Genomic DNA, 19,837 nt, shown 5'->3' on the forward strand with positions numbered 1-19,837 from the left:
TGTAGGGGTTAACTCAATGCGTCAGCGAAGGCCGCCGCCAGCAGGCGCTGCACCTGCGAACTCGAATCCTGCAGCGCATCGGCCATATAGTTGTCACGCGGCGTGATGCGCCACTCGCCAGACGCCCGGGCAGCAAGCGCTTGTGCGCGAACGCCCTTCGCCCGACGATTCGATTTCCCAACGCCAGCGCCCGGGGCCAGCTTCCCGGGGCGCCGCCCCTGCTTCACGCCGTAATGCAGATAGGCGGGGTAGTAGGCCTTCATTGCACCGGTCTTGGTCGGGGCCACTCGGACCAGAAAGCCGGAGCGCGATACCTTGGCCTTGATGGAGTCGAGCGTGGCACCGGTTCGATTCACCGGGTAGCCGTCCCGGCCACCGCCCAAGGCAAGGTTCATTTGGGCTTTCTGCATGACCAGCCGACCCGCCTTGCGCATGCCAGCCCGGATCTTCTTGCGGTCGAAGGCATCGCGCTCAAAGCTGTCGAAACCTTCGAAATGCACGTACCCATCGAGAGAGGCGCTGTTAGACATAAACGCCACCCCCTGCCCGCATGTTGCCCAGCGCCTCGACTTCAAGCACCGTAAAACGGTGCGTGCCGTTCAGATCCGCGACACGCCGTACCCGGTAGATCTTGGACCCGTGAACGACTTCGTGATCGTCTTTGATGCCATCAAGGAATCGCAGTGTGATGCGGTGTGTAACCTTCGCATCGAGCTGCACACTGGCGCTGTAGGCGGCGGCCCCTACAGGGACAATGCTGGCCCAGCGGCGTTTTTCATCCGTGAAAACCGAGTCGATGCCATTGTCTGGGGCAGGCAAATCGGAGCGTAGGCGTATGGTGATACGCCGGTTCAACTCACCGGCAGACGGTTCTCTCAGTGCCATGACTAAAACCTCGGGGGCACGCTGACCTCAGCCAGCAGATTATCCAGAAAGGTCGACGGCAATTCAGTGAGCGCCTGCCCCACAACGAGCATGCCGCGATGGGTATAGGCCGTCTCTGCTGCCATCAACAGCCAACTGCGAACACCGGGATAAGCGTCAAGATCAACCCCAGCCCGATACTGGATGCGCAGCGGGCCGTCAGGCCGACCATCAGGGAAGATCAGGTAGCTCTCGCGCCCGCCCTGGTGAACCTGCACAGGGCCGGTGTACGGCTCAACCGCACCGGTGACAGACAGCAGGTGCACCGATTCGATTTCGGTGGCCTGCCCCACATCCAGTGCATGCCCCGAAGGAAACCGACTGGGCCAGTCCTCTTCGTACAAGGCGCCACGGATAGCGGCGCCCGTCTTTGACTCGGCTTGCGCAGTCACGCCGGGGATGATGATCAGGTCGATCAGCTCGGGCTGCAGATCTTCGGGTTCAAGCCGGCACTGAAATGCCACCTGGTCCAACGTCAGCACGGGCGCCCCCGTGTAGGCGATGCGACGCGCCATGATCAGGGCTTGTCTTCGTCGTCAGTCTCATCATCACCGCCAGCATCCGTATTAGGCAGGGGGCCTGCCAACGGGCCGGGCTGGGCAGGCACCTTGGTCGCTGCGCCCCCCTTGCCCTTTCCGCCTCCCGACTTACCCGACTTCTTGCCTTCGTACAGCTGAGCACGGCCACCATCGACCAGCGACTGCGCCAGATCCTCTTCGAAGCCAGCCACTTCGCCTTTGCCATAACCGCGCCAAGACCCGGTGAACTCAACAATTACCTGTGCCATAACCTTCCATCCAGTTGAGTGGCCCCGGACCATCCGGGGCCAGGGATTACATGCCTGCGCCCCATTTCACGCCAACCGCTACCACGATGCTCTCGACGTGACGCGGGCCGAAGTCGTGCTTGGCGATCACGCGCAGCAGCGTCTGGTCGCGTTGAAAAGCACTGACCAGATCGCCGTTGGAGTCCTTGTAGGAAGCCTCGTTGCTGAAGCTCAGGGTCAGGTCCATGTCTTCGCCGATCATGCAATCCGCGAAGTTGACGAAGTAGATTTCGGTCTCGTTGCCGTCGGCGCCCAGGTTCACGGGGATCTGGTTGCTCAGACCCACCGGGTAGCCCTTGAGCATGCCGGTATCAATCTCCGCATAGGCCCGGTTACCGTTGCCGTCACGCAACGATTGCAACCAACGCAGTACACGCGGCGCCATCAACCAGCCGCACGACTTCATCATCACGTTCGCCGTTTCCAGGCGCAGCATCATGCCGCCCAGGAACAGATCGATCTTTTCCAGGGTCAGACCATCCACAGCCGGGGCCGGCAGGATGTTGTAAGGCAGCGCCCAGTGACGCATGCCTTTGGGCAGCGAGCCGGAACCGTCGGCGCGAATGAAGTGCAGATCCTCCGACAAGCCCATGCTGACGGTCAGGTCGTTGAGCACTAACCCATCGATACGCGGGTTAACCCCGCTCATGGCCAACAGATCGTTGGAGATCGGCACGATGGCGGCGGCCTTCTTCGCCGACAGTTTGGTGTCACTGAACGTCATCCCGGTGATTGGGATATCACTGTCACTGCCGATGTACGTCACCACGGTGTTGCCGGTGATACGCGGCTGGGTGAGGTTGCCATTGTTCAGCGGCAGGCTGGTAACGCCCATCTTGCGAACAATGGATACGGGGCGCAGCGACTCGATTACGTCGGTGGCGAAGTTCTGCGGCACCAGAACACCACCAGCACCTGGGGTCACGACGCTCAGCGCCATGTGGACATCTGCCGGGAACCCGCCCTCTTTGGCCATCTGGGCGGCCGTCTGCTGGTTGCCCTGGGCAGCGGCCAGCAGGCGCGCCATCTGCGCCATGCCGGTACCAGGTTTGGATTTTTCGCTGAAGGGGCCAGAGATGCTGCCGGCGGGTGGACTGTTGTTGCCTTGGGCAGTCTCGCTCACCGGTACGGCACCAGCCGCGGCTAAACGCTCAGCCGATTCCGCGCGGCTGATCTTGGCAGTCAGCTCGTTGATCTGGGTTTCCAGCGTGGTGAACTGACTCAACTGCTCGGCACTCAGGCTACCGCCGCCCGCTTCGATCTGGGCAAGCGCCTGGACCTGGGCAACCAGTTGAGCGCGGTCGTTACGCATTTGAAGTACAAGGGACATGGTGCCTCCTGGGCATAAAAAAACCCGCACTGGGCGGGTCGACTGCTACCGCGAAAGCGGTCAATTAAGTGATTGCATACTCAGCGCTGCGGCGCGCAGGCCGATGCGGCCGGGCTGCCTCGTTGCGCGGTTCAGTGCAACAGCGCGCGAAAGCTCATCGACTGCATGCTGTGGGCTCTGCAGGCGGTCGGCCAAGCCGACGTTGATCGCCGTCTGACCTCGGAAAAGGCCAGCCTCGGTGGCAATGACCTGCTGTACTGAAAGGCCGCGATAGTCGGCCACGGCACTGACAAACATCTGATAGCTCTCCTGCACCAGCTCGTTGAGGAAGCGCAGCGACTGTTCGGTCAGTGGTTCATGTGGCGACAGGTCGTTTTTGTGCGCCCCGGCGAACACCGTGGTCACCTTGACACCCTTGTCCTCCTGCATCTTGGAGCGGTCCATATGGCTGGCAATCACCCCGATGGACCCGACACCGCTGGTCTGGCTGACAACCAGCTCGCTGCAGGCAGAACCGAGCAGGTAGCCGCCGCTGTAGGCCATGAAGTTGACCAGCCCGGTGATAGGCTTCTGCTGAGTCATTGCCCGAATGTCGGCGGCCAGTTCGAAGGCGCCTACCGCTGAGCCACCTGGGCTGTCGATGTCGAGCACGATGCGCTCCACCGTCGGGTCAGCCACAGCGCGCTGCAGCTGGCTCCGCAGCCCTTCGTAACTGGTCATCGTCTCGCACATGCTCAGGTGGCTACCCCGGCTGACCAGCACCCCGCTCACCGGCACAATTTCAATGCCGGTCTGGGCAATCGCCGTGCGGCGCTGCTCATCTGCCAGCGCCACGCGATCAATGGGGTCGTCTTTCCACAGCTCGGCCGCACCACCGCCGAGGTTGACGATGTTCAGGCTCATCGCCTGGTTGGCCCAGCGCATGCCCAGGTCGAGCATGTCCGGGGTCACCAGCAGGGGTTGATTGAACAGCAGGCTGGAAGCCCGAAGGTACGTTCGACTCATTGGGCCAGGATCCTTTCGATTTCGGCGTGCTGCAGCTCCAGCTGCGCCCGCACTTGTGGATTGTTGAGATCGGGCGGCGTTTTGCCGGCATCGACCATGTTCAGCGGCTGCAGGTAGATATCACCACCAGGTACGGGCGGCATGTTCTCGAGCCGGCGAATATCGTTGACGCTCAACCAGCCCCACTGGCGCCCGATGGCGTAGGCCTCATACCGACTTTTCTGGTCACCGCGCAGCAACCCGGAAAGGTTGAACTCGATGAAGTATTCACGCCGATCCGATGGCAACAGGAAGTCGCGCATCATGGCCTGCTCATGCCGCTTGACCCACGGCAGCAACGCGAAGATCACGAACTGGATCATCAGTTGCTCAAGCGTGTTGTAGTTGGACTTCTCCAGATCGTTGACCATCGGCAAGGGGATCTTGTAGATCCGGGCAATGTCGGTACCCGTCAACTTGAGGATGCCCACAATCTCGGCATCGACGTTGCTCATGGATACCGGCTTGAATGTCATGCCCTCCTGCAGCAGCGCGACCTTCTTGGCGTTGTCCATGCCGCCGAACTTCTGGCCCCATTGATCGACGATCTTGTCGATGCTGCCCTGATCCTTGATGGCCGGTGCTTCCCGAGGCCGCTCGATCACACCGGACACCGCGACACCGTTGGCGAAGCTCTTGCCGGTGTACTGGCGCACGGCTTGCGCAAGTCCGACCGCATCCGCGTGCAGCTCAATCGGCGACAACCCCACGTAGGGATTGGTACCGAACCAGCGGACGTGGTGAACCATGCGCATTGGCATCACATCACCGCCGGCAATACGGTAGCAAGGCAACATGTCGGCGCCTTTGAGCACCTGCACCTGGTCGTTGTGCAACGCCCACAGCGCTTTGATATTGCCGTCGTCCCGTCGGTCGATGAAGCTGAACGAGTTGCCACGCAACCCTGCGGCGCCTTGTTGCCGCTCACGAAACTCGAAAGGCGTCTGGAAGCCATTGGGCGCGTAGCGCAGCACGTCATACGCTGGATGGTTGATCGCCGGTTCACGCTGGCCCTTGTCCTGCCGCCGGTACAGCTCCAGCGGAAGTTGGGCCACCGTCTCAGCCAACAGGGTCAGGCAGTTCTGCAGGATGGGCAGGCCAAGTGCACTTTCCGGGGTCACTGGCGCGCCCGACGAGCTACGACCACGACCGATCAACCCGCGCCAAAAGCCGCTGTCCGGGTTGGTGAGGGTGCCCGCGCCAGAAGCACGGACGCTGGAAAAGAACATGCTCAACCCTCCCCGGCCGTGGCCTGCACCGCAGAGGCACGGTCAGCAAGCCACGACCAGAAAAGCAAACCGCCCCCCGCAACCACCAAGCCAGCGGGCAGGGATACCAGGGCCACACCGGTTACCAACAGGGCAAAGCCCAATAGGCCGGTGAGCCAGGACAGGTACACCAGTTTCATATGCCGACCCCTTTGTCGTAGATAGATTCGCCACTCTCGGCACCAATGGCACTGCTGATGCCGACCGCGATAAGCGCCGCAACAATGCCGTCGATGCGGCCGATGGCTTTGGATTTGTCGACCTTGCGGTTGTTGGCCGGGTCCGAGACGATCACCGCGTTGCCCGCGCACCAGGTCATGACCGGGTTGTCGTCGTGCAGCAGTGTCTCCACCACCTCCTCGGCCTCGGCGGGCGCCTCCAGCACCTCGTAATCCTCGGGCCCAAGATCGATCACGTCCGCGCTCTCGACCTTGCGGCCCAGCAATCGGCGTTCGAACTCGTCCACGGCCGGGCCCATGTCCTTGAAGCCCTGACCGAACGGCATCAGCTCCGGCAGCGCAATGTCGTGTTCACTCATCAGTTGCAACAGGTCTTCGATGCGCCAGCGGTCATAGCCAATCCGGCGCACGTCGAAAAAGTCGCAGATGGTGCGCATGCGTCGTAGCACATGCAGTTTGCTGATGGCCCGCCCCGGCGTGGTCTCAAGGTGCTTGTCCTTGATCCACAACGCATAGGGCACCTTGTCGCGCTTCTCCCGGCCGAGCAGATCGTCGTCAGGGATCCAGAAGTACGACAGGGATCGCCAGTGCGGGTCGTGGGGTACCGGGCTGAACATCAGGACAAAAGCCGTGAGGTCGGTGGTACTGGACAGGTCGAGCCCACCCACACAAGCCCGCTCGCGCAACACCTTCATGCGCACACGGTCAGCGGCCTGGCTCCAGATCTCCCAGGACAACCAGGGCGACGTGGCCTGCGTCCATTCGCAGAAGTTGAGGCGGCGCACCACCGCTTCCTTGGCGGGCAGGCCCCGTGCTTCCTGCACCTGCTCGCGCAAATACTTGCGGCCCGGAATGCCGTCTGTCTGGCCCTCCAGGATGAAGTCCAGCGAAGGGTTCACTTTTGGCCAACAGGCCTCATCCTTGAACGGGTCTTCGCCCTCATCCAACGAGCAGATGAAGGCGAAGAACGCTTCGTTTTCCTCTTGCCCTGCACACACCCGCACACCGTGGTCATGGTACTGGCCGCAGGTCGACTTCTTGTCTGACCCGCTGTTGGTGATCATTGCGATCAAGGCTCGCCGCCGGAACTTGGTACCGGCACGCATCATGTTCACGGCGCTGGCGTTCTTGTGTTCGTGCAGCTCATCGATCAGCGCGATGTGCGGTCGCGGGCCCGACTGGCCTTCGTCCGAACTGATCGGTCGGAAGAAGCTGTTGGTGTTCGGGTAGAACAGGTTCCAGACCTTTTCGTCGCGGCCCGACTGGACCAGCCGAGCGGCAAGGTGGCTGGACATATTCACCATGCTCACCGCGTCACGGAACAGGATCTGAGCCTGGTCCTTTTTGGTGGCTGCCGCGTACACCTCGGCACGCTGCTCACCATCGGCCACCAGGCCATACAAGCCGATGCCCGCCACCAAGGGCGACTTGCCCGAGCCCTTTGCCGTTTCGATATAGGCCATCCGGAAGCGGCGATAGCCATCATCGCTGTACCAGCCAAACAGGCTCCCAACGACGAATGCCTGCCACGGCGCCAGGATGAACGGCAAACCTTCATAGTCACCGCCGTTCAAGCACAACACGTCTTCGAAAAAGCCAATGGCCCGGGCAGAGGCGTCTGCGTTCCAGATCAACCCTCTGGCACCACCTTCTTCCAAATCGCGCAGGTGCCGACGTGCGGCGTTGCGGACGTTCGGCCCGGCGACAAGCTTGCCGCCCAGGACGGCATCGGCGAATGCCTTCACTCGGCAGTCAGTTGAAGTACTGGGCAGCTGCGTCTCGTTGGTCATTTGGGAATAACTCACCTTGCGGGGCCGCCGACGCCCTCATGTTGCGGCGTGCCAACGGCGACAAACCGAACTGGGCCGCTGCCGCATTGGCACGCTTCTCGGCATCGTTGGCCAGTTGCCGCAGCACATGGGTCTGCTGGGCACCGGTCTTGAAGGTCTGGACTTCGCCGCCCAGGCCATCGAGAGATTCGCTGTTGCGCGTGGCGATCAGTTGCTGAAACCGGACCCAATCGGCGTAAGCCTGGCAGTAGGACGCCAACGCCATCAGGTCCAGGTTCGACACCCAGCCCAGTGCAATCAGCGCCGGCACCAGGCGTTCCCACTCAGCAACCGCTTCACCGGCCAGGAACTCCGGCATCGGCGGTGCATTCACTGGAACAACCGGATCCTTCACCGCATCGATCAAGCTGCCCAGGTTCTTTTTGCTTCGGTTGCCGTTGAGCACATGCACGGACGCCGGCAACGGCGGGCGCCCGGAATTTCCATTTCCAGCCATGGACTACCTCCTAGTCTGATACCCCCCCTCCTCCATATTTCCCGTCTTTGCGAAGAGAGGGGGGCAAGCGGTCAAGAAGAGGGTCGGAAAAATGTTTTTCACCCCCCCTACCCCTGCACGCTTGGGCAAATGGCCCGGCGCGCCAGATCAGCGGCGGTTCCAGTGGTGGTTGGGATCGAGGGGGATGCCGGTTGCCGTGCAACCCGCCAGCCGGCCGCTTCGTTCAAGCCGCTGTTTGGTCGAGTCGTGGCAAAGCTTGCAGAGTGGCTGCCAGTTGCGCTGATCCCAGAACAACTTCCATGCAGCCTTGATCCGGTCCGGGTCGCCTGACTCCTTGGCATCCATCAACCGGGGCGGGGTCTTGTGGTCGACCACCGACGCCGGCACGGGGCGGACACCGGTGGAGCACATCGAGCAGAACGGGTTCAGCGCCAGGAACGCATCCCGAGATTGTCGCCAGCGGTGGCCGTAACCACGGGATGCGCTGCTGCCGCGTCTATCACTGACCTTGGCCATTATTGGTCGGGCTCACATCGCATACACCCAAACGCTTGGCGGCCCAGCGTTCATACAGCCCGATGGCAACATCAGCACCGGCCATTGCAGTCAAACAGCCGACAGCCGCTGACGCCCAGATCGACACCCCCATCGAATACATCAGCATGTTGGTCGAGAGCCCACACACGATGCAGGCACCAGAGCGCAGCGCGATGCGCCGCACCAACCCCCAGCCACGAGCGCCCGCCTTGTCAGCCCTCCACATCTCACCTGATACACCACCGAGCAGAGACAGTACGATCACCATCCATAGCGGCATTTCGATTAACGCTTGTTGCTCATTGGTCATGCTGGCCTCATCGGTAGAAAGCACGGCGCCGGAAAAAGAAAACCCCGCCGGATGGCAGGGTTCTCGTTGCGCCGATTGCTCGGTGCGGGCTTGCACAGCACAGTGCTTGGGGGGAGCGCCTAAGCGCAATTTGCAGATCGTGGTGACTTTTTACCCTCGGACTGAAAGACCGAAAAGAGGCAATTTTCGGTCATTCGCTTCGACGCTACTTCGACGCAACTTTGGCACCAGTTGGGCGCATACCAACTCGACGAACGGTATGGGTGCGTTCGGGACCAGCCCGCACCAGCAGGATACGCATCACCTGAAGGTGCAGCGCCTTGACCCAGTTGAAGTAGGTACGCTCAGCACCCTCAGCCAATCCCACTTCCTGCATCTGCTCACGGATGCTCAGCGCGTGCAGGTAGCGGCAGTGCGCAAGGTGGGCGAGTGCCTTGCCGCGTGCATCCCGCCGATCCAGCTCGGCCAGGGCCGCGTCGACCTCTGCCGCAATGTGATCCAGACCGGCACCGCCGATAAGGATCCGCGTACCAGGTGTGCCCCGAGGCGCGTTGCCCTTCCATTCCATGATGCTGCCCATCTGGCTGCCCAAGCCTGACGCCAGGCCGAGCCTGGCTCGCTGCTCCGCCCAGTGACGCATCAACATCTCGACGTCAGCAAGCATAATTGGCTCCTCAGCTACGGCCACGCCCAAACGGATCTGCTGCTACTTCTTTTCGCAGCTCCGCATCGCGGGTGCGCATAGGTTCAAGCATGGCAACCAGAGCCAAATAATCCGGCAAGTGATCACCAATCAGGACGTAATCAATTATGTCCCCGTGAGCCTGAACATCGAAGATGTAGACGATCCCAGGCAGGTGTTCGCTGGAGGTTTCCACACCCCGCTGGTACTGGCGATAGACGTCCTTTGCATCATCCCAGAGGTGAAACCCCATCGATCTCAAGTATTCGTCACCATCCCAAGTATCGCCCCACTCCTGCCCGGAGTACTCCTCCAATTGCTCAGCAACACGTTTCAGTTGTCCATTCTCTACGGTGTAAACAGCCATTTTTTTGCTTTCCTATGCCTTATGGATAATGTCGGAACTTTGTCGGAAAACTGTCGGAATATCTAAACCCTTTAAAATCAATAACATAATGATTAATTCAGACAATCAGACAGGTATTTAGAGAAAGCCTTACGCGTAAGAGCGCGTGCACGCGCACATGGGAACATTCATTTTTACTGTCGGATTGTCGGAATGCCCGATTTCATTGGGGCAAGTACTGTCGGAATGCTGTCGGAATGTTGTCTGATTGTCGGAATCAAAAGGCGCCCGCCGCAGGCAACGAATGCCTATCAAAAACGGTGGAGAACTTGCGGCACTCCAGCCCGGCCTTACTTGCCCACTCTCGCCCCATAGCGCCCTTCTCAGCCAGAAAAGTCGGTGTCACATAGATGCGCTTCGTGATGAAGTCATCATTCTGCGTAGGGTACCTGATGTCGTTGCGTGACTGCTTCAAGTCCCTCACCGCTTCCTGAGTGAAATCCCTCTGTCTTCGCTTGAACTCGTTTGCACCGTCACACCATCGGCAAAATGCCCGCCATAGATCGTCCTGAGTGACAGCAGCAGTAACAGGAAACTCAGTCTCTCCGGCCAGCCACCGACGGACAAAGTACCGTGGCGCTGGCAGACTCCCATCGATGAGGCCCTGCTTCTCCTCGTTGAGCGGAGGCTTTGTATGGGGGCTGAAGCCCGTTAAATCAAGGCTCATGAGGTATTCGTAGAACGCGGCAATGCCACCGCTATCGATCTCTGCCACTAACGCCTCGAAATACTCCTTGGGTGGTACACGGTCCACGTAGAGCACCAGATAACGCCGATCACCATCATCAAGGGCCAGCGGCACCGTTGAGTTGGACAGGAACACGAAGTTGAGGTGGTTTCGCTCTTCTCGCACCGGCATGTTCTTCTCGTTGATCTGAAGCGTATCACCGGTAACCAGGTGCTTGAGTACACCTTTGTAATGACGCATTTCCTCCCGGCTGACAACTTCCTCGGCCAAGGCAAACAATTTGCGGCTTTGCCAGCCGGTGAACTGGCTTTCCAACTGCGCCTGCCCAATTGTCGTGCCGTAAGTGCCGTAGATCTCCCTTACCACCTTTTCCCATAGCAGACTTTTACCAGGGCCTTCTGCACCAAACATCACTACCGCTGTAGCCATCTTGGCGCCAGGGTGCTGCAATGGGTAAGCGATCCACTTGAGCAAGAAACGGTATTCATCGGCCCTGTTGTTACAGAGCAACCCCAGATGCTGCAAGATCAACTTGCAGCCATCTTGGCCTCTCGCATCACGGTCTGCGTGGAAGCCGTCGAACAGATTAAGCATCATCGGGCTGCATGTTTCTGTCGGGTCAAATACCACGTCCTGAGCCATACGCCGATGTTCACTTTCCTGCCACCACTTGTAAGTCGTGCGCCCGACCGCCTCACGAATGGCAGAGAGCTTGATCATCCGTGCACGGGTGCAATCCCATGCCACGTCCGAGCCATAGACAACGACAAAGTCCTTGAGCAGTTCCTGCTCCCGAATCTTGAAGCCCCCCGCGCCCTTAGGTGGGTGTGAGTCGGCCTCAAACTGCTCTTCCGGCCACTCAGGAGAAGGGGCGCAGGGAAGAGGATCTGGCTCAGCGGCTGGTACGTCCTCCACAGCTGCAACTGGCTGCGCAGGACGCTCACCGGTAGGGGCGCGGGGAAGGCCCTGCGCCGGCGGAACCGGGCGAGATAGCCCAACAATCTGGGCTGCTGCTTTTGTCGCCGCAGACACGTTGCCGCCATGGCTCAGAATGCAGAACACGTCGAACGCATCGTTCTTATGGCCATTGTTGAGCGGATCGGAGCTGTGGTGAGAGAACAGCTTATCGTCGACGATTGTTACTCCAGGCAACCCACTGCTGCTTTGAGGGCAGAGCCATTTGTTCCCCTGACGCTTGTACCCGTGCGCCTCGATCAGAGAAGCGAGGTCATGTAACCGATTGAATTCGGGGATCACCTTGGGCAGCTCGCGACCACTACGCGCCGCAGGGTGGCGCTGCTCAACGGGCGCAGGCTTTACCTGAGCCGGCTTACTCACCCACGGGCAAACCTGCTCGGCACCACGCTTGAAATCCTCCCAACCCTGCCAGATTGCCAACAGCTCAGGCGGCAACTCAGGAAGTCCGCCCGGCTTAGGCGGATTGATCCAGATGTATGGCTTACCCGTACCTGGATGAATTGACGGTGGTAAAACGTCCTGCACCAAACCGGCACGCAACTCCAGCACCGTGAACTTCTTGAATGGCTCCGCAGCCAACCGCATAGCGCCTTCACGAGTTGCATCACCCGCCTCTTTCGCTGCATTGGCCTGATCCATCAATGCCTTGAAGATCGATCCGTCGGGGTCTTTCTGGCTTGGCCAGGTTAACGAATGTCGGCTCAGTTCAACCCCGTCAGGCACGCGGAACAACAACCTTAAACGGGCTGGGTTTCCCACTACTGTCGGGTAGGCATCCGCGAGAGCGTCCAGATCCAGGCCGAGCTGGGCACCCAGCACGAATCGGGTCCACTCGACGTCATCGACATCCAGCGAGCAGACCCTGCTTGGACCCAACACGACCCCAAGGTTATGCGAAGGGTTCGCCTGCCAGAACGCCTCAGCGCTATCAGCGTCAGTGAAGTAACCGCCCGGCTTGTTCCAACCCATCCCTTTTGGTGTTTTCTCACCAGGCTCAATCGGCACCAGGGCAAGCCCAAACGTCTCGATATAGCGCCGCGCCCATGCGGCGATTGGCATTCCGTTGCGCTCACTCATCGGCGGCGCTCCCGCAGGTCCTGGCAACTGATGCAAGTCTCACAGCCGGACACCGCCAGTTGGCGTGGTAACGGAATGGCTTCATCGCAGTCAGCGCAGAACTGAGCGCTTGGCTGCTGCGAAAGGCGAGTACGGCGCCCAAGGGCGAGCTGCAGCAGGTAGTCGGCCTGGTCATTGGCCATATCAGCTTCATCAGCCATCGATATGATCCTCCATCGCCTGACGAGCACCGGCCATGATGCCCAGCACCTCGCGGATCACATCGGCACCCTGCTTTTCCAGGTCCAGCACTTCGTGCAGCTCCCAGTGCTTGTCGGCGGCACCTTTATGCAGGCTCGCAACGAACTCGCCCGCTTCACCTAGCAGCTTGCCGACAGCCTTCAGTGCCTCACGGCTGGCAGGTACGGGAATGGGGCGGTACCAGACGGCACCCGCCGGCCTGACCAAGGCATCAAGCAGGCGTGGGTCGGCGGTCAACCGGACCATATCTTCCAGCTCGTCCGGAGTCAGCCAACGGCGCTCTTCGTCATGCTTGAGCTTCTTTTGCAAGGCGTCGTTCTCGACGACCATTTCGAATGCCAGGCGGGTGATACCGCCTGAATAGTCACGCCCAGCGCGATAAAGCGCATGGCGCAAAGAAAGGACCGGGCCAGCGCCCGGCAACAGATCAGTGCGACTCATAACCGTAAAACCCCTGTTTACGGTGTAGCCATAGGATTGGGTACGACCTATCCTACGACCACGACCGATGTGCTGTGCTAAACGTGCTGTGCGGCACGGTGCGTTGATTGAGTCGTCCGGTATGTCTTGTGGTGAGAAGACCGGACGGCGGGTTGCGGCGGCGCTATGCGCCGTCATAGCTGAGCTGGGGATCATCTTGTGGTGAGAGGCCTCAGCTCAGCTTTCCTATTCGGGCTTCGGCTTACGCCGACTCCCTATTGGGCGGATCTCAAATGCGAAGAATCCTCCTGCGTCATTGCTGCGGACGCGGATATCACGCGAAGAGCTGAGCATCTGAGAGACCGCGCTCTGAGTGACACCGAGCAATTCAGCCAACTCCGGCTGGCTTCGATCCTTCGCGAACTCGCGCAAAGGCACTCCAAATTCTTCTTCCATCCCTTTCGTCCTCGACGGGTTCACGTGTGAATATTAGTGTTACTTCTTTATCAGAGCAAGATAAATATAAGCATCACTCTTTGATAGGGATAAGCGCCGCTAATATTGTGAGTGGCATGACTACTAAGCCCTCCTACATCGCCGAAGAAGCAGCCCGCCTGAAGGCCATCTACAAAGCCCGGAAGTCGGTCGACCCGTCCCTCAATCAAGAAAAGGTGGCGCATGACTGTGGCTGGGCAAGCCAAAGCGTGGTCAGCCAATACATGACGGGGAAGATTCCACTCAATATCGCTGCATTGATGAGTCTCAGCAGGGCATTGAGCTTCGCTCCTCACGAAGTCAGCCCGCGCCTCGCTGAGACGCTCGGCATCGCCAACCAGCCAAGCCTTGGCAGCGTTGAAAACGCTACGAACATGGGCTCCGCTGGGCGATTGTTACCCGTCGTTGGATACGTAAAAGCTGGGGCCTTCTGCGAGGCTGTTGCTTTTCAGGCAAGTGATGCTGATGAATGGGTCGAGGCCGGAGGCCCAGCAGGACCGCGCTCATTCATTCTTCGGGTTGAAGGGTTCAGCATGGAGCCAGATTTCAAACCTGGCGAAAAGGTTGTGATCGACCCTGACATGCAGTGGGAAACAGGTGACTTTGTAGTTGCTAAACGAGTGCGGGACCAAGCGGTGACACTAAAGCAACTGCGCCGTGAAGGTGGCGAATTCTACCTGTACGCAACCAATCCAGACTGGCCGGAAAGGATCATTCGAATGGACGAAGAATGGTCAATATGTGGCCGAGCACGCCGAAAAATTGTCGACCTTTGATACCAAGAGCCCGCTTTCAGCGGGCTTTTTCACGCCCGGCAATCAGTATTTATTAGTGATACTGTTGACTTCTTAAATCAGTGATACTAATTTTGTCTCGCCTTAGCCCTCTCACCACAGAGATCGAGACATGCCAAACGCACAGCACACAGACCAATGCCAAGTATTCCTGCACCCCACCGCATGCAGCAGTCGCTCGGCCGTAAACGCAATTCAGCAACGCATCGGGCGACTGATCATCACCACACCGAAAGGCAATGCACAGGCTGTCAGCCCTGCCACCGATCAGCTCGGGGGTAATGCGGCATGAGCGCTTTCGTAGTCCCATTCCCCAAGCAAGACCTGTTGCACCAGGTACTTGCGGCAGGCGGCACCATGACGTGCCCTCTCTTTCGTCCTACAGCACAATTTGACGCCGATGTTGCGGTCGAGCTGAGCGATGAGCATGCACACATCAAGGTAGCGTTTCAGGGGCTGACGGGTTCACTGACCCTTCCACGCGGCGACCGGGCCAACCATCTGCACCTGCGCGACTTCATTCAGGACGTAGCCAACGGGCGCACAGAGGCCGGACGCACTCAACAGGCCATCGCCCTGATGCAAGCACTCGAACACGTAGAAACGGTGCTACAGCCCGGCCAGGTTGCGTACATCACACCCACCATATCGGACGTGCATCCCTTCGGAGCAGTGGTCACGAACGGGCTGGGTGAAGTGTGCGCAGCAGCCATGGGCAGCAGCAAAGAGCACCTGGCCGAACTGATCAGCCGCAAGTTGCAACGTTACCCCGAGGGGACCGGAGAGCGCGCATGTGCGACACGCTAGCTCAGTTGCGTCGCCAGTGGACCACCCCATGCCCAACTTTGAGCGCAGTACGGGAGCACTACTTCCCGCACATCAAGACGGACCGGCACCTGCGCAACCTGATCAACGCCGGCCGTATCCCACTCAAGCTGAGCAAGCTGCACCGCTCTGTACGCGCCGAGCACGTGGTCTACCTGCATGAACTCGCTGCTTATCTGGACGCACAAGCCCAGTCAGCAGCATGACAAGGCGGCCCCGGCCAACAGGGGCAATCGCCCTGCCGCTCTCACCACGGCTTACACATGCGGCGGGCACACTTTGGAGCACAGCACATGCAACCACAGCAAATCATCCTTGCCCTGGCCACTCTCTGGCTGTTCACGCTGGTGGCACTGCCATTCCTGTTCAACGCAGCTTGCCGTCGAGCAAAAGAAAGCGGCTTAGCCGCGGGGCTCGCACAGCGGGAAGCCGACCATGCCAGGCAGATCGCCGTCCTGAACGCGGACATTGATGCCATCGCCCAGGAACGCCTGACAGAACAGCGGGCGCACCTGCTGGCAACGAGTCAGCGGCTGGCCCACATCGAAGAACTTGAAGCCAGGATCATGTCGTACACAGGGCTCGCCGTGACGAAGGCCGACTACGAGCACCTTAAAAACGCTGCTGAAACCCTGCGCCTTGCCCGCAACACCTGGCAAAAGCTGCAAGGCACCGAGCCGTGGTGTTCACGCGCATACGCCGAATGCCAAGGCCTGCTGGGGCTGGCCAGCCGCATCCATTCGGAGCTTAGGAAAGCACCGCCAGCAACTACAACAGCAAAGGAATGCACTCATGCGTAAGCACGTACTGAAGCACTTCCACCTGTGCTGTGGCCTGGGCGGCGGAGCCAAGGGCTTCAACAAGTCCAAGCCCATCGTGGGCAACCTGCAGGCCGAGTGGCAATGCATTGGCGGCGTCGACGTGGACCCGGCCGGGCTGGCGGACTTCGAACGACTGAGCGGCGCAAAGGGCACCATGCTGGACCTATTCACTCGCGATCAGTACACCCGCTTTCATGGGAAGGAGCCGCCACTAGGTTGGCGAGAAGCCACGCCGGAAGACATCCGCCGTGCTGCAGGTGGCCAGCGGCCCGATGCCGTGTTCATCAGCTCGCCGTGCAAGGGGGCCAGCGGCCTGCTGTCGGAGAAGATGAGCCTGACACCGAAGTACCAGGCACTGAACGAGCTGACGCTACGCTGCATCTGGCTGTTCGGCGAGGCATGGGCCGACGATCCGGTACCGCTGCTGGTGTTCGAGAACGTGCCGCGCCTGGCATCACGAGGTCGGCACCTGCTCGACCAGATCAACAGCCTGCTTTCCAGCTTTGGTTATGCCGTGGCCGAGACCACCCACGATTGCGGCGTGATCGGTGGGCTGGCACAGAGCCGCAAGCGCTTCCTGCTGGTCGCCCGCCATGTCGAGAAGGTACCGCCCTTCCTGTACGAGCCTGAACACAAAAGCCTGCGTGCCGTGGGCGACATTCTCGGGCGCATGCCGCTGGCCGGCGATGTCGAAGCTGCCGGGCCGATGCATCGAGTGCCGGCGCTGCAATGGAAGACCTGGGTGCGCCTTGCCCTAGTCGAAGCCGGCAAGGACTGGCGTAGCCTCAATGACCTGGAGATCGAGGACGGGTACCTGCGCGACCTCATCATCGTGCCCGAAGCCTATTCAGGTTACCTGGGCGTTAACCAGTGGGATAAATCGATCGGGACAGTCGCCGGCCGGTCCAGCCCCACCAACGGCGCGTTCTCGATCGCAGACCCGCGTTCGAAGCCCGGCGCCCTGCAGTACCAGCAATACGGTGTACGGCGCTGGGGCGATACCAGCGGTGCGGTGATTGGTGTGAAGTCGCCCGGGCAAGGCACGTTCAGCGTAGCCGACCCTAGGCGCGCAGGCGGCGGCTTCGGCAAGTACCTGGTTACGCCGTACGACAACGCTGCCGGCACGGTGATTGCTGGCAGCACCACAGGGCAAGGTGCGTTCGCGGTGCAAGACCCACGACCTGGTATGCGCCGAGTGAAAGGAGACGCGTACCTGCATGGCGGGCATTACGGTGTGGTCGACTGGAATGGCCAGGCCGGGGCTGTGTCGGCGAGCGCTCGCCAGGACAACGGCCGCTGGAGTGTCGCCGACCCACGGGTGCCTGCCGCCAATGATCGCCTGACCTGCATCATCACCAGCCTCGACGGCACCTGGCACCGACCGTTCACCACTCTTGAGCTGGCAGCCATTCAAAGCCTGGTTGAGCCAGAGGAGCAGTTCGAACTGGACGGCCTCAGTGACCAGGCGTGGCGTGAGCGGATTGGCAATGCGGTACCACCAGGCGCGGCCGAGGCCATAGCCGATGTAATGGGCACCACCCTGCTCCTCGCCGCCCAGGGTGAAACCTTCATGCTCAGCAGCATGCCGATCTGGGTCCGGCCGATTGCAGTTGGACTCAGCGTGTCTCAACAGGAGGCAGCATGACCAGTAAACCCAAGTTCATCGTGGCCCAGGCAGCCCCGATGATGGTTGTAGCCTTTGGCTTTTGCGCCGGACTCGGCTTCATGGCTGCACAAGAATTGTGGTGGGCCTTAGGCGGATGGGTAGGGCTGTGCCATGGCTAATCCCGCACGCATCTGGCGGCTCATCAGTTGGGTCTTGGCCGGCGCACTGATCGTCGCGCTGATACAACTGCACCAGGCCCCCACCACCACCCGGCCAGGCACTAGCACGTTATCGACTGTTAACAACATCATCGGTTACGAGCATCTAGCCCTGAGCCCGATCACCCGCAGAGCCCATGAGAGATACTCCTTGTGACCTATACATCGACCTGCAACCCGAGCACTAGGCCACGCATGGCCACACATAGCCTTGACCTGCCGGTGATGTGCGACATCTGTGGCAAAGCGCGCTCGACTCGCAACCATGCCAACTGCAGCAGGATCCGGCAGCAGCGGAAGAACGTCGAGTGGCAATCCTACATGGCCAATGTGGCTGCAAAGAAACTCCAGCAGATCCAGTGCCTGCAACCACGTCGGTAAGTCGGAGAATATAAAATGGCAAAGCTACAAGTTAAACCTATCCACGAAGTAAATAGGCTGCCCGCCGAGGCGGTTCAACTTCTTATCACTCCCGCTGTATGGATTCGGAAAGAGCTGTTGTTCCCGGTTTTCGGTTTGAGCACTGAGGCTGTACGCAAATATCGCGACCGTGGAATCTGGCTAGAAGAGAAACAGTGGCGCACTGATCCTGCCAACGTCATTGTCTACAACCGTGTTGAAATCGAAAAATGGATGGCAGGCCGGCCATGAGCGCGAAGCTCCCAGCAGGTATCAACGCCCTACCAACGGGCGTCGATATCAATGGCAACCTCTTACGGATCGCCTTCATGTACGAAGGCGAGCGCCGCCGTGAGCCTCTGCGTAACGTAGCCAAGATCAACAAAGCCGCCATTGCCTATGCGGACAACAAACGCAGAACGATACTAGCGGAGATTAAGGAAAACCGCTTTGACTATGCAGCCCACTTTCCCGACTCTACTTGGCTCAAAGCCAGACAAGAACTTCCGAACGAGCCTGCCAAAAGGACTGTAGACGAAGGGATAGCCCTGTGGCTTGAAGTTGCCAAGGTGAAAAAAGCACACAGCACGTTCATCAACTATAAAAGCAAGTCTGAACACGTCAAAAGAAAGTTCACCGGAAGAACTATCGCAACCATCCCCAAGAGTGAGCTTGAATTGTTCCAAGCTGAACTTCTTACCAATGGCCTCAAACCGAAAACTGTAAACGACGTCTTCACAATTATAAGGGGGGTATGGGGGGATGCGTTCAGCGATGAGATCATCAAGTTCAACCCCCTGGAGCGCATCGAGAACATCCAGTCTGACAGCGACAGCGAGTTCGCCGACCCATTCACCCGGAGCGAGATTGATCGGATGGCCGCCGCCGACCCCGAGCGAATGGCAGACAGTCGGATGATAGTCTTCAACTGTTGGGCCGGGCTGGCCCTGTCCGAATTGATCGCGGCCGGGGTAGAAGACGTCGACCTAGTGGCCGGCACGCTGACAATCCGCCGCGCCCTGGTCGCCGGGGAATTCAAGGTACCGAAGGAGCGCACGCGCATTCGAACAGTTGAGCTGATCGCGCCAGCCCTGGAGCTGCTGACCATGATCGTGGCCGAAGCCGAGGATGCCGAACCCACGCCCATCACGGTTGTGCAGCGAGACAACATCACGAAGAAGCAGGAGCGGGTTCGCTTCTTGTTCCGCAGCTCTACCAGTGGCCTACTGTGGAACGGCAAGACTGTCAGCAACTGGTTCACCGCCCACCTTGAGAAAGCAGGCATTCGCCATCGAGGCGCCAACCAGGCACGCCACACGTTCGCGAGCCAAGCACTGTCAAGCTACGTCCCAATTGAATGGGTCGCCCGTCAACTCGGTCACAGCGACACGACCATGGTGCGGAAGCACTACGGCCGCTGGATCTCAAAAGACACTAAAAGCATGGCGGACGTCGTGTCGAAGATGATGGGGTTTGAGTAATAG

The 19,837-nt window shown here is 59.8% G+C and carries 26 protein-coding genes; 8 read left to right on the forward strand and 18 right to left on the reverse strand.

The window, feature by feature from the left end:
* Positions 1-8: 8 nt before the first annotated feature.
* The 18 genes from JZZ72_RS13840 to JZZ72_RS13925 form a co-directional block, all read right to left on the reverse strand.
* Positions 9-530, reverse strand: coding sequence for a hypothetical protein (locus tag JZZ72_RS13840; RefSeq protein WP_210014588.1), 522 nt, complete (start codon positions 528-530; stop codon positions 9-11).
* Entirely contained in the window at positions 523-885 is a 363-nt protein-coding gene (locus JZZ72_RS13845; protein WP_210014589.1) for a phage head closure protein, read from the reverse strand. Before JZZ72_RS13845 ends, JZZ72_RS13840 begins: the two co-directional genes overlap by 8 nt.
* 2 nt (positions 886-887) lie before the next feature.
* Positions 888-1,439 (reverse strand): hypothetical protein, encoded by a 552-nt coding sequence (locus JZZ72_RS13850; protein WP_210014590.1) that lies wholly within the window; start codon positions 1,437-1,439, stop codon positions 888-890.
* 2 nt (positions 1,440-1,441) lie between these two features.
* Positions 1,442-1,711: a hypothetical protein gene (locus JZZ72_RS13855; RefSeq protein WP_210014591.1), complete on the reverse strand. Its 270-nt coding sequence runs from the start codon at positions 1,709-1,711 to the stop codon at positions 1,442-1,444.
* A 46-nt stretch (positions 1,712-1,757) separates the two neighbouring features.
* Positions 1,758-3,080 carry a phage major capsid protein gene (locus tag JZZ72_RS13860; RefSeq protein ID WP_210014592.1) on the reverse strand — a complete coding sequence of 441 codons (1,323 nt, stop codon included), beginning with the start codon at positions 3,078-3,080 and terminating at the stop codon, positions 1,758-1,760.
* Between the two features lie 60 nt (positions 3,081-3,140).
* The gene (locus tag JZZ72_RS13865) at positions 3,141-4,019 is read right to left on the reverse strand and encodes a S49 family peptidase (protein WP_236066274.1); all 879 of its coding nucleotides are present in this window, start codon (positions 4,017-4,019) and stop codon (positions 3,141-3,143) included.
* A gap of 62 nt (positions 4,020-4,081) precedes the next feature.
* Positions 4,082-5,353 carry a phage portal protein gene (locus JZZ72_RS13870; RefSeq protein WP_210014594.1) on the reverse strand — a complete coding sequence of 424 codons (1,272 nt, stop codon included), beginning with the start codon at positions 5,351-5,353 and terminating at the stop codon, positions 4,082-4,084.
* 2 nt (positions 5,354-5,355) lie between these two features.
* Positions 5,356-5,532, reverse strand: a complete 177-nt coding sequence (locus tag JZZ72_RS13875; protein ID WP_210014595.1) for a hypothetical protein — start codon at positions 5,530-5,532, stop codon at positions 5,356-5,358.
* Entirely contained in the window at positions 5,529-7,361 is a 1,833-nt protein-coding gene (locus tag JZZ72_RS13880; RefSeq protein ID WP_210014596.1) for a terminase large subunit, read from the reverse strand. Before JZZ72_RS13880 ends, JZZ72_RS13875 begins: the two co-directional genes overlap by 4 nt.
* Complete coding sequence (locus JZZ72_RS13885) at positions 7,324-7,857, reverse strand: phage terminase small subunit P27 family (protein ID WP_210014597.1); 534 nt, start codon at positions 7,855-7,857, stop codon at positions 7,324-7,326. Before JZZ72_RS13885 ends, JZZ72_RS13880 begins: the two co-directional genes overlap by 38 nt.
* Positions 7,858-8,004: 147 nt before the next feature.
* A complete protein-coding gene (locus JZZ72_RS13890; RefSeq protein ID WP_210014598.1) occupies positions 8,005-8,373 on the reverse strand; it encodes an HNH endonuclease in 369 nt (122 codons plus the stop codon).
* Positions 8,357-8,704, reverse strand: a complete 348-nt coding sequence (locus JZZ72_RS13895) for a phage holin family protein (protein WP_043863295.1) — start codon at positions 8,702-8,704, stop codon at positions 8,357-8,359. The genes JZZ72_RS13890 and JZZ72_RS13895 overlap by 17 nt, the downstream gene beginning before the upstream one ends.
* A 205-nt stretch (positions 8,705-8,909) precedes the next feature.
* On the reverse strand, positions 8,910-9,368 hold the full coding sequence (locus JZZ72_RS13900) for a hypothetical protein (protein WP_210014599.1): 459 nt from the start codon (positions 9,366-9,368) through the stop codon (positions 8,910-8,912).
* Between the two features lie 10 nt (positions 9,369-9,378).
* Positions 9,379-9,753: a hypothetical protein gene (locus JZZ72_RS13905; RefSeq protein ID WP_210014600.1), complete on the reverse strand. Its 375-nt coding sequence runs from the start codon at positions 9,751-9,753 to the stop codon at positions 9,379-9,381.
* Positions 9,754-10,009: 256 nt separating this feature from the next.
* The gene (locus JZZ72_RS13910) at positions 10,010-12,535 is read right to left on the reverse strand and encodes a bifunctional DNA primase/polymerase (RefSeq protein ID WP_210014601.1); all 2,526 of its coding nucleotides are present in this window, start codon (positions 12,533-12,535) and stop codon (positions 10,010-10,012) included.
* The gene (locus tag JZZ72_RS13915; protein WP_104571813.1) at positions 12,532-12,735 is read right to left on the reverse strand and encodes a TraR/DksA C4-type zinc finger protein; all 204 of its coding nucleotides are present in this window, start codon (positions 12,733-12,735) and stop codon (positions 12,532-12,534) included. Before JZZ72_RS13915 ends, JZZ72_RS13910 begins: the two co-directional genes overlap by 4 nt.
* Positions 12,728-13,216, reverse strand: coding sequence for a phage regulatory CII family protein (locus JZZ72_RS13920; RefSeq protein ID WP_043863292.1), 489 nt, complete (start codon positions 13,214-13,216; stop codon positions 12,728-12,730). Before JZZ72_RS13920 ends, JZZ72_RS13915 begins: the two co-directional genes overlap by 8 nt.
* A 225-nt stretch (positions 13,217-13,441) precedes the next feature.
* Positions 13,442-13,651: a Cro/CI family transcriptional regulator gene (locus JZZ72_RS13925; RefSeq protein ID WP_210014602.1), complete on the reverse strand. Its 210-nt coding sequence runs from the start codon at positions 13,649-13,651 to the stop codon at positions 13,442-13,444.
* Between the two features lie 26 nt (positions 13,652-13,677).
* Between JZZ72_RS13925 and JZZ72_RS13930 the strand changes: the two genes are divergently transcribed.
* From JZZ72_RS13930 to JZZ72_RS13965, 8 genes are all read left to right on the forward strand, one after another.
* On the forward strand, positions 13,678-14,466 hold the full coding sequence (locus JZZ72_RS13930; RefSeq protein WP_328825158.1) for a helix-turn-helix domain-containing protein: 789 nt from the start codon (positions 13,678-13,680) through the stop codon (positions 14,464-14,466).
* Between the two features lie 306 nt (positions 14,467-14,772).
* Positions 14,773-15,291, forward strand: a complete 519-nt coding sequence (locus JZZ72_RS13935) for a hypothetical protein (protein ID WP_210014603.1) — start codon at positions 14,773-14,775, stop codon at positions 15,289-15,291.
* On the forward strand, positions 15,276-15,515 hold the full coding sequence (locus JZZ72_RS13940) for a pyocin activator PrtN family protein (protein WP_210014604.1): 240 nt from the start codon (positions 15,276-15,278) through the stop codon (positions 15,513-15,515). Before JZZ72_RS13935 ends, JZZ72_RS13940 begins: the two co-directional genes overlap by 16 nt.
* 87 nt (positions 15,516-15,602) lie before the next feature.
* Positions 15,603-16,109, forward strand: coding sequence for a hypothetical protein (locus JZZ72_RS13945; protein ID WP_210014605.1), 507 nt, complete (start codon positions 15,603-15,605; stop codon positions 16,107-16,109).
* A complete protein-coding gene (locus JZZ72_RS13950; RefSeq protein WP_210014606.1) occupies positions 16,102-17,775 on the forward strand; it encodes a DNA cytosine methyltransferase in 1,674 nt (557 codons plus the stop codon). The genes JZZ72_RS13945 and JZZ72_RS13950 overlap by 8 nt, the downstream gene beginning before the upstream one ends.
* Positions 17,772-17,915 carry a hypothetical protein gene (locus JZZ72_RS13955; protein ID WP_210014607.1) on the forward strand — a complete coding sequence of 48 codons (144 nt, stop codon included), beginning with the start codon at positions 17,772-17,774 and terminating at the stop codon, positions 17,913-17,915. The genes JZZ72_RS13950 and JZZ72_RS13955 overlap by 4 nt, the downstream gene beginning before the upstream one ends.
* A 435-nt stretch (positions 17,916-18,350) precedes the next feature.
* Complete coding sequence (locus JZZ72_RS13960; protein WP_210014608.1) at positions 18,351-18,605, forward strand: hypothetical protein; 255 nt, start codon at positions 18,351-18,353, stop codon at positions 18,603-18,605.
* Entirely contained in the window at positions 18,602-19,834 is a 1,233-nt protein-coding gene (locus JZZ72_RS13965; RefSeq protein WP_210014609.1) for an Arm DNA-binding domain-containing protein, read from the forward strand. Before JZZ72_RS13960 ends, JZZ72_RS13965 begins: the two co-directional genes overlap by 4 nt.
* Positions 19,835-19,837 lie beyond the last annotated feature (3 nt).

The sequence above is a fragment of the Pseudomonas palmensis genome (assembly GCF_017848315.1).
Taxonomy (GTDB): domain Bacteria; phylum Pseudomonadota; class Gammaproteobacteria; order Pseudomonadales; family Pseudomonadaceae; genus Aquipseudomonas; species Aquipseudomonas palmensis.

Excerpts from the sequence above, each read along its gene's own strand:
- JZZ72_RS13840 (WP_210014588.1), bottom strand. The coding sequence starts at position 530 with ATGTCTAACAGCGCCTCTCTCGATGGGTACGTGCATTTCGAAGGTTTC.
- JZZ72_RS13845 (WP_210014589.1), bottom strand. The coding sequence starts at position 885 with ATGGCACTGAGAGAACCGTCTGCCGGTGAGTTGAACCGGCGTATCACC.
- JZZ72_RS13850 (WP_210014590.1), bottom strand. The coding sequence starts at position 1,439 with ATGGCGCGTCGCATCGCCTACACGGGGGCGCCCGTGCTGACGTTGGAC.
- JZZ72_RS13855 (WP_210014591.1), bottom strand. The coding sequence starts at position 1,711 with ATGGCACAGGTAATTGTTGAGTTCACCGGGTCTTGGCGCGGTTATGGC.
- JZZ72_RS13860 (WP_210014592.1), bottom strand. The coding sequence starts at position 3,080 with ATGTCCCTTGTACTTCAAATGCGTAACGACCGCGCTCAACTGGTTGCC.
- JZZ72_RS13865 (WP_236066274.1), bottom strand. The coding sequence starts at position 4,019 with ATGCTCGACCTGGGCATGCGCTGGGCCAACCAGGCGATGAGCCTGAAC.
- JZZ72_RS13870 (WP_210014594.1), bottom strand. The coding sequence starts at position 5,353 with ATGTTCTTTTCCAGCGTCCGTGCTTCTGGCGCGGGCACCCTCACCAAC.
- JZZ72_RS13875 (WP_210014595.1), bottom strand. The coding sequence starts at position 5,532 with ATGAAACTGGTGTACCTGTCCTGGCTCACCGGCCTATTGGGCTTTGCC.
- JZZ72_RS13880 (WP_210014596.1), bottom strand. The coding sequence starts at position 7,361 with ATGACCAACGAGACGCAGCTGCCCAGTACTTCAACTGACTGCCGAGTG.
- JZZ72_RS13885 (WP_210014597.1), bottom strand. The coding sequence starts at position 7,857 with ATGGCTGGAAATGGAAATTCCGGGCGCCCGCCGTTGCCGGCGTCCGTG.
- JZZ72_RS13890 (WP_210014598.1), bottom strand. The coding sequence starts at position 8,373 with ATGGCCAAGGTCAGTGATAGACGCGGCAGCAGCGCATCCCGTGGTTAC.
- JZZ72_RS13895 (WP_043863295.1), bottom strand. The coding sequence starts at position 8,704 with ATGACCAATGAGCAACAAGCGTTAATCGAAATGCCGCTATGGATGGTG.
- JZZ72_RS13900 (WP_210014599.1), bottom strand. The coding sequence starts at position 9,368 with ATGCTTGCTGACGTCGAGATGTTGATGCGTCACTGGGCGGAGCAGCGA.
- JZZ72_RS13905 (WP_210014600.1), bottom strand. The coding sequence starts at position 9,753 with ATGGCTGTTTACACCGTAGAGAATGGACAACTGAAACGTGTTGCTGAG.
- JZZ72_RS13910 (WP_210014601.1), bottom strand. The coding sequence starts at position 12,535 with ATGAGTGAGCGCAACGGAATGCCAATCGCCGCATGGGCGCGGCGCTAT.
- JZZ72_RS13915 (WP_104571813.1), bottom strand. The coding sequence starts at position 12,735 with ATGGCTGATGAAGCTGATATGGCCAATGACCAGGCCGACTACCTGCTG.
- JZZ72_RS13920 (WP_043863292.1), bottom strand. The coding sequence starts at position 13,216 with ATGAGTCGCACTGATCTGTTGCCGGGCGCTGGCCCGGTCCTTTCTTTG.
- JZZ72_RS13925 (WP_210014602.1), bottom strand. The coding sequence starts at position 13,651 with ATGGAAGAAGAATTTGGAGTGCCTTTGCGCGAGTTCGCGAAGGATCGA.
- JZZ72_RS13935 (WP_210014603.1), top strand. The coding sequence starts at position 14,773 with ATGAGCGCTTTCGTAGTCCCATTCCCCAAGCAAGACCTGTTGCACCAG.
- JZZ72_RS13940 (WP_210014604.1), top strand. The coding sequence starts at position 15,276 with ATGTGCGACACGCTAGCTCAGTTGCGTCGCCAGTGGACCACCCCATGC.
- JZZ72_RS13945 (WP_210014605.1), top strand. The coding sequence starts at position 15,603 with ATGCAACCACAGCAAATCATCCTTGCCCTGGCCACTCTCTGGCTGTTC.
- JZZ72_RS13950 (WP_210014606.1), top strand. The coding sequence starts at position 16,102 with ATGCGTAAGCACGTACTGAAGCACTTCCACCTGTGCTGTGGCCTGGGC.
- JZZ72_RS13955 (WP_210014607.1), top strand. The coding sequence starts at position 17,772 with ATGACCAGTAAACCCAAGTTCATCGTGGCCCAGGCAGCCCCGATGATG.
- JZZ72_RS13960 (WP_210014608.1), top strand. The coding sequence starts at position 18,351 with ATGGCAAAGCTACAAGTTAAACCTATCCACGAAGTAAATAGGCTGCCC.
- JZZ72_RS13965 (WP_210014609.1), top strand. The coding sequence starts at position 18,602 with ATGAGCGCGAAGCTCCCAGCAGGTATCAACGCCCTACCAACGGGCGTC.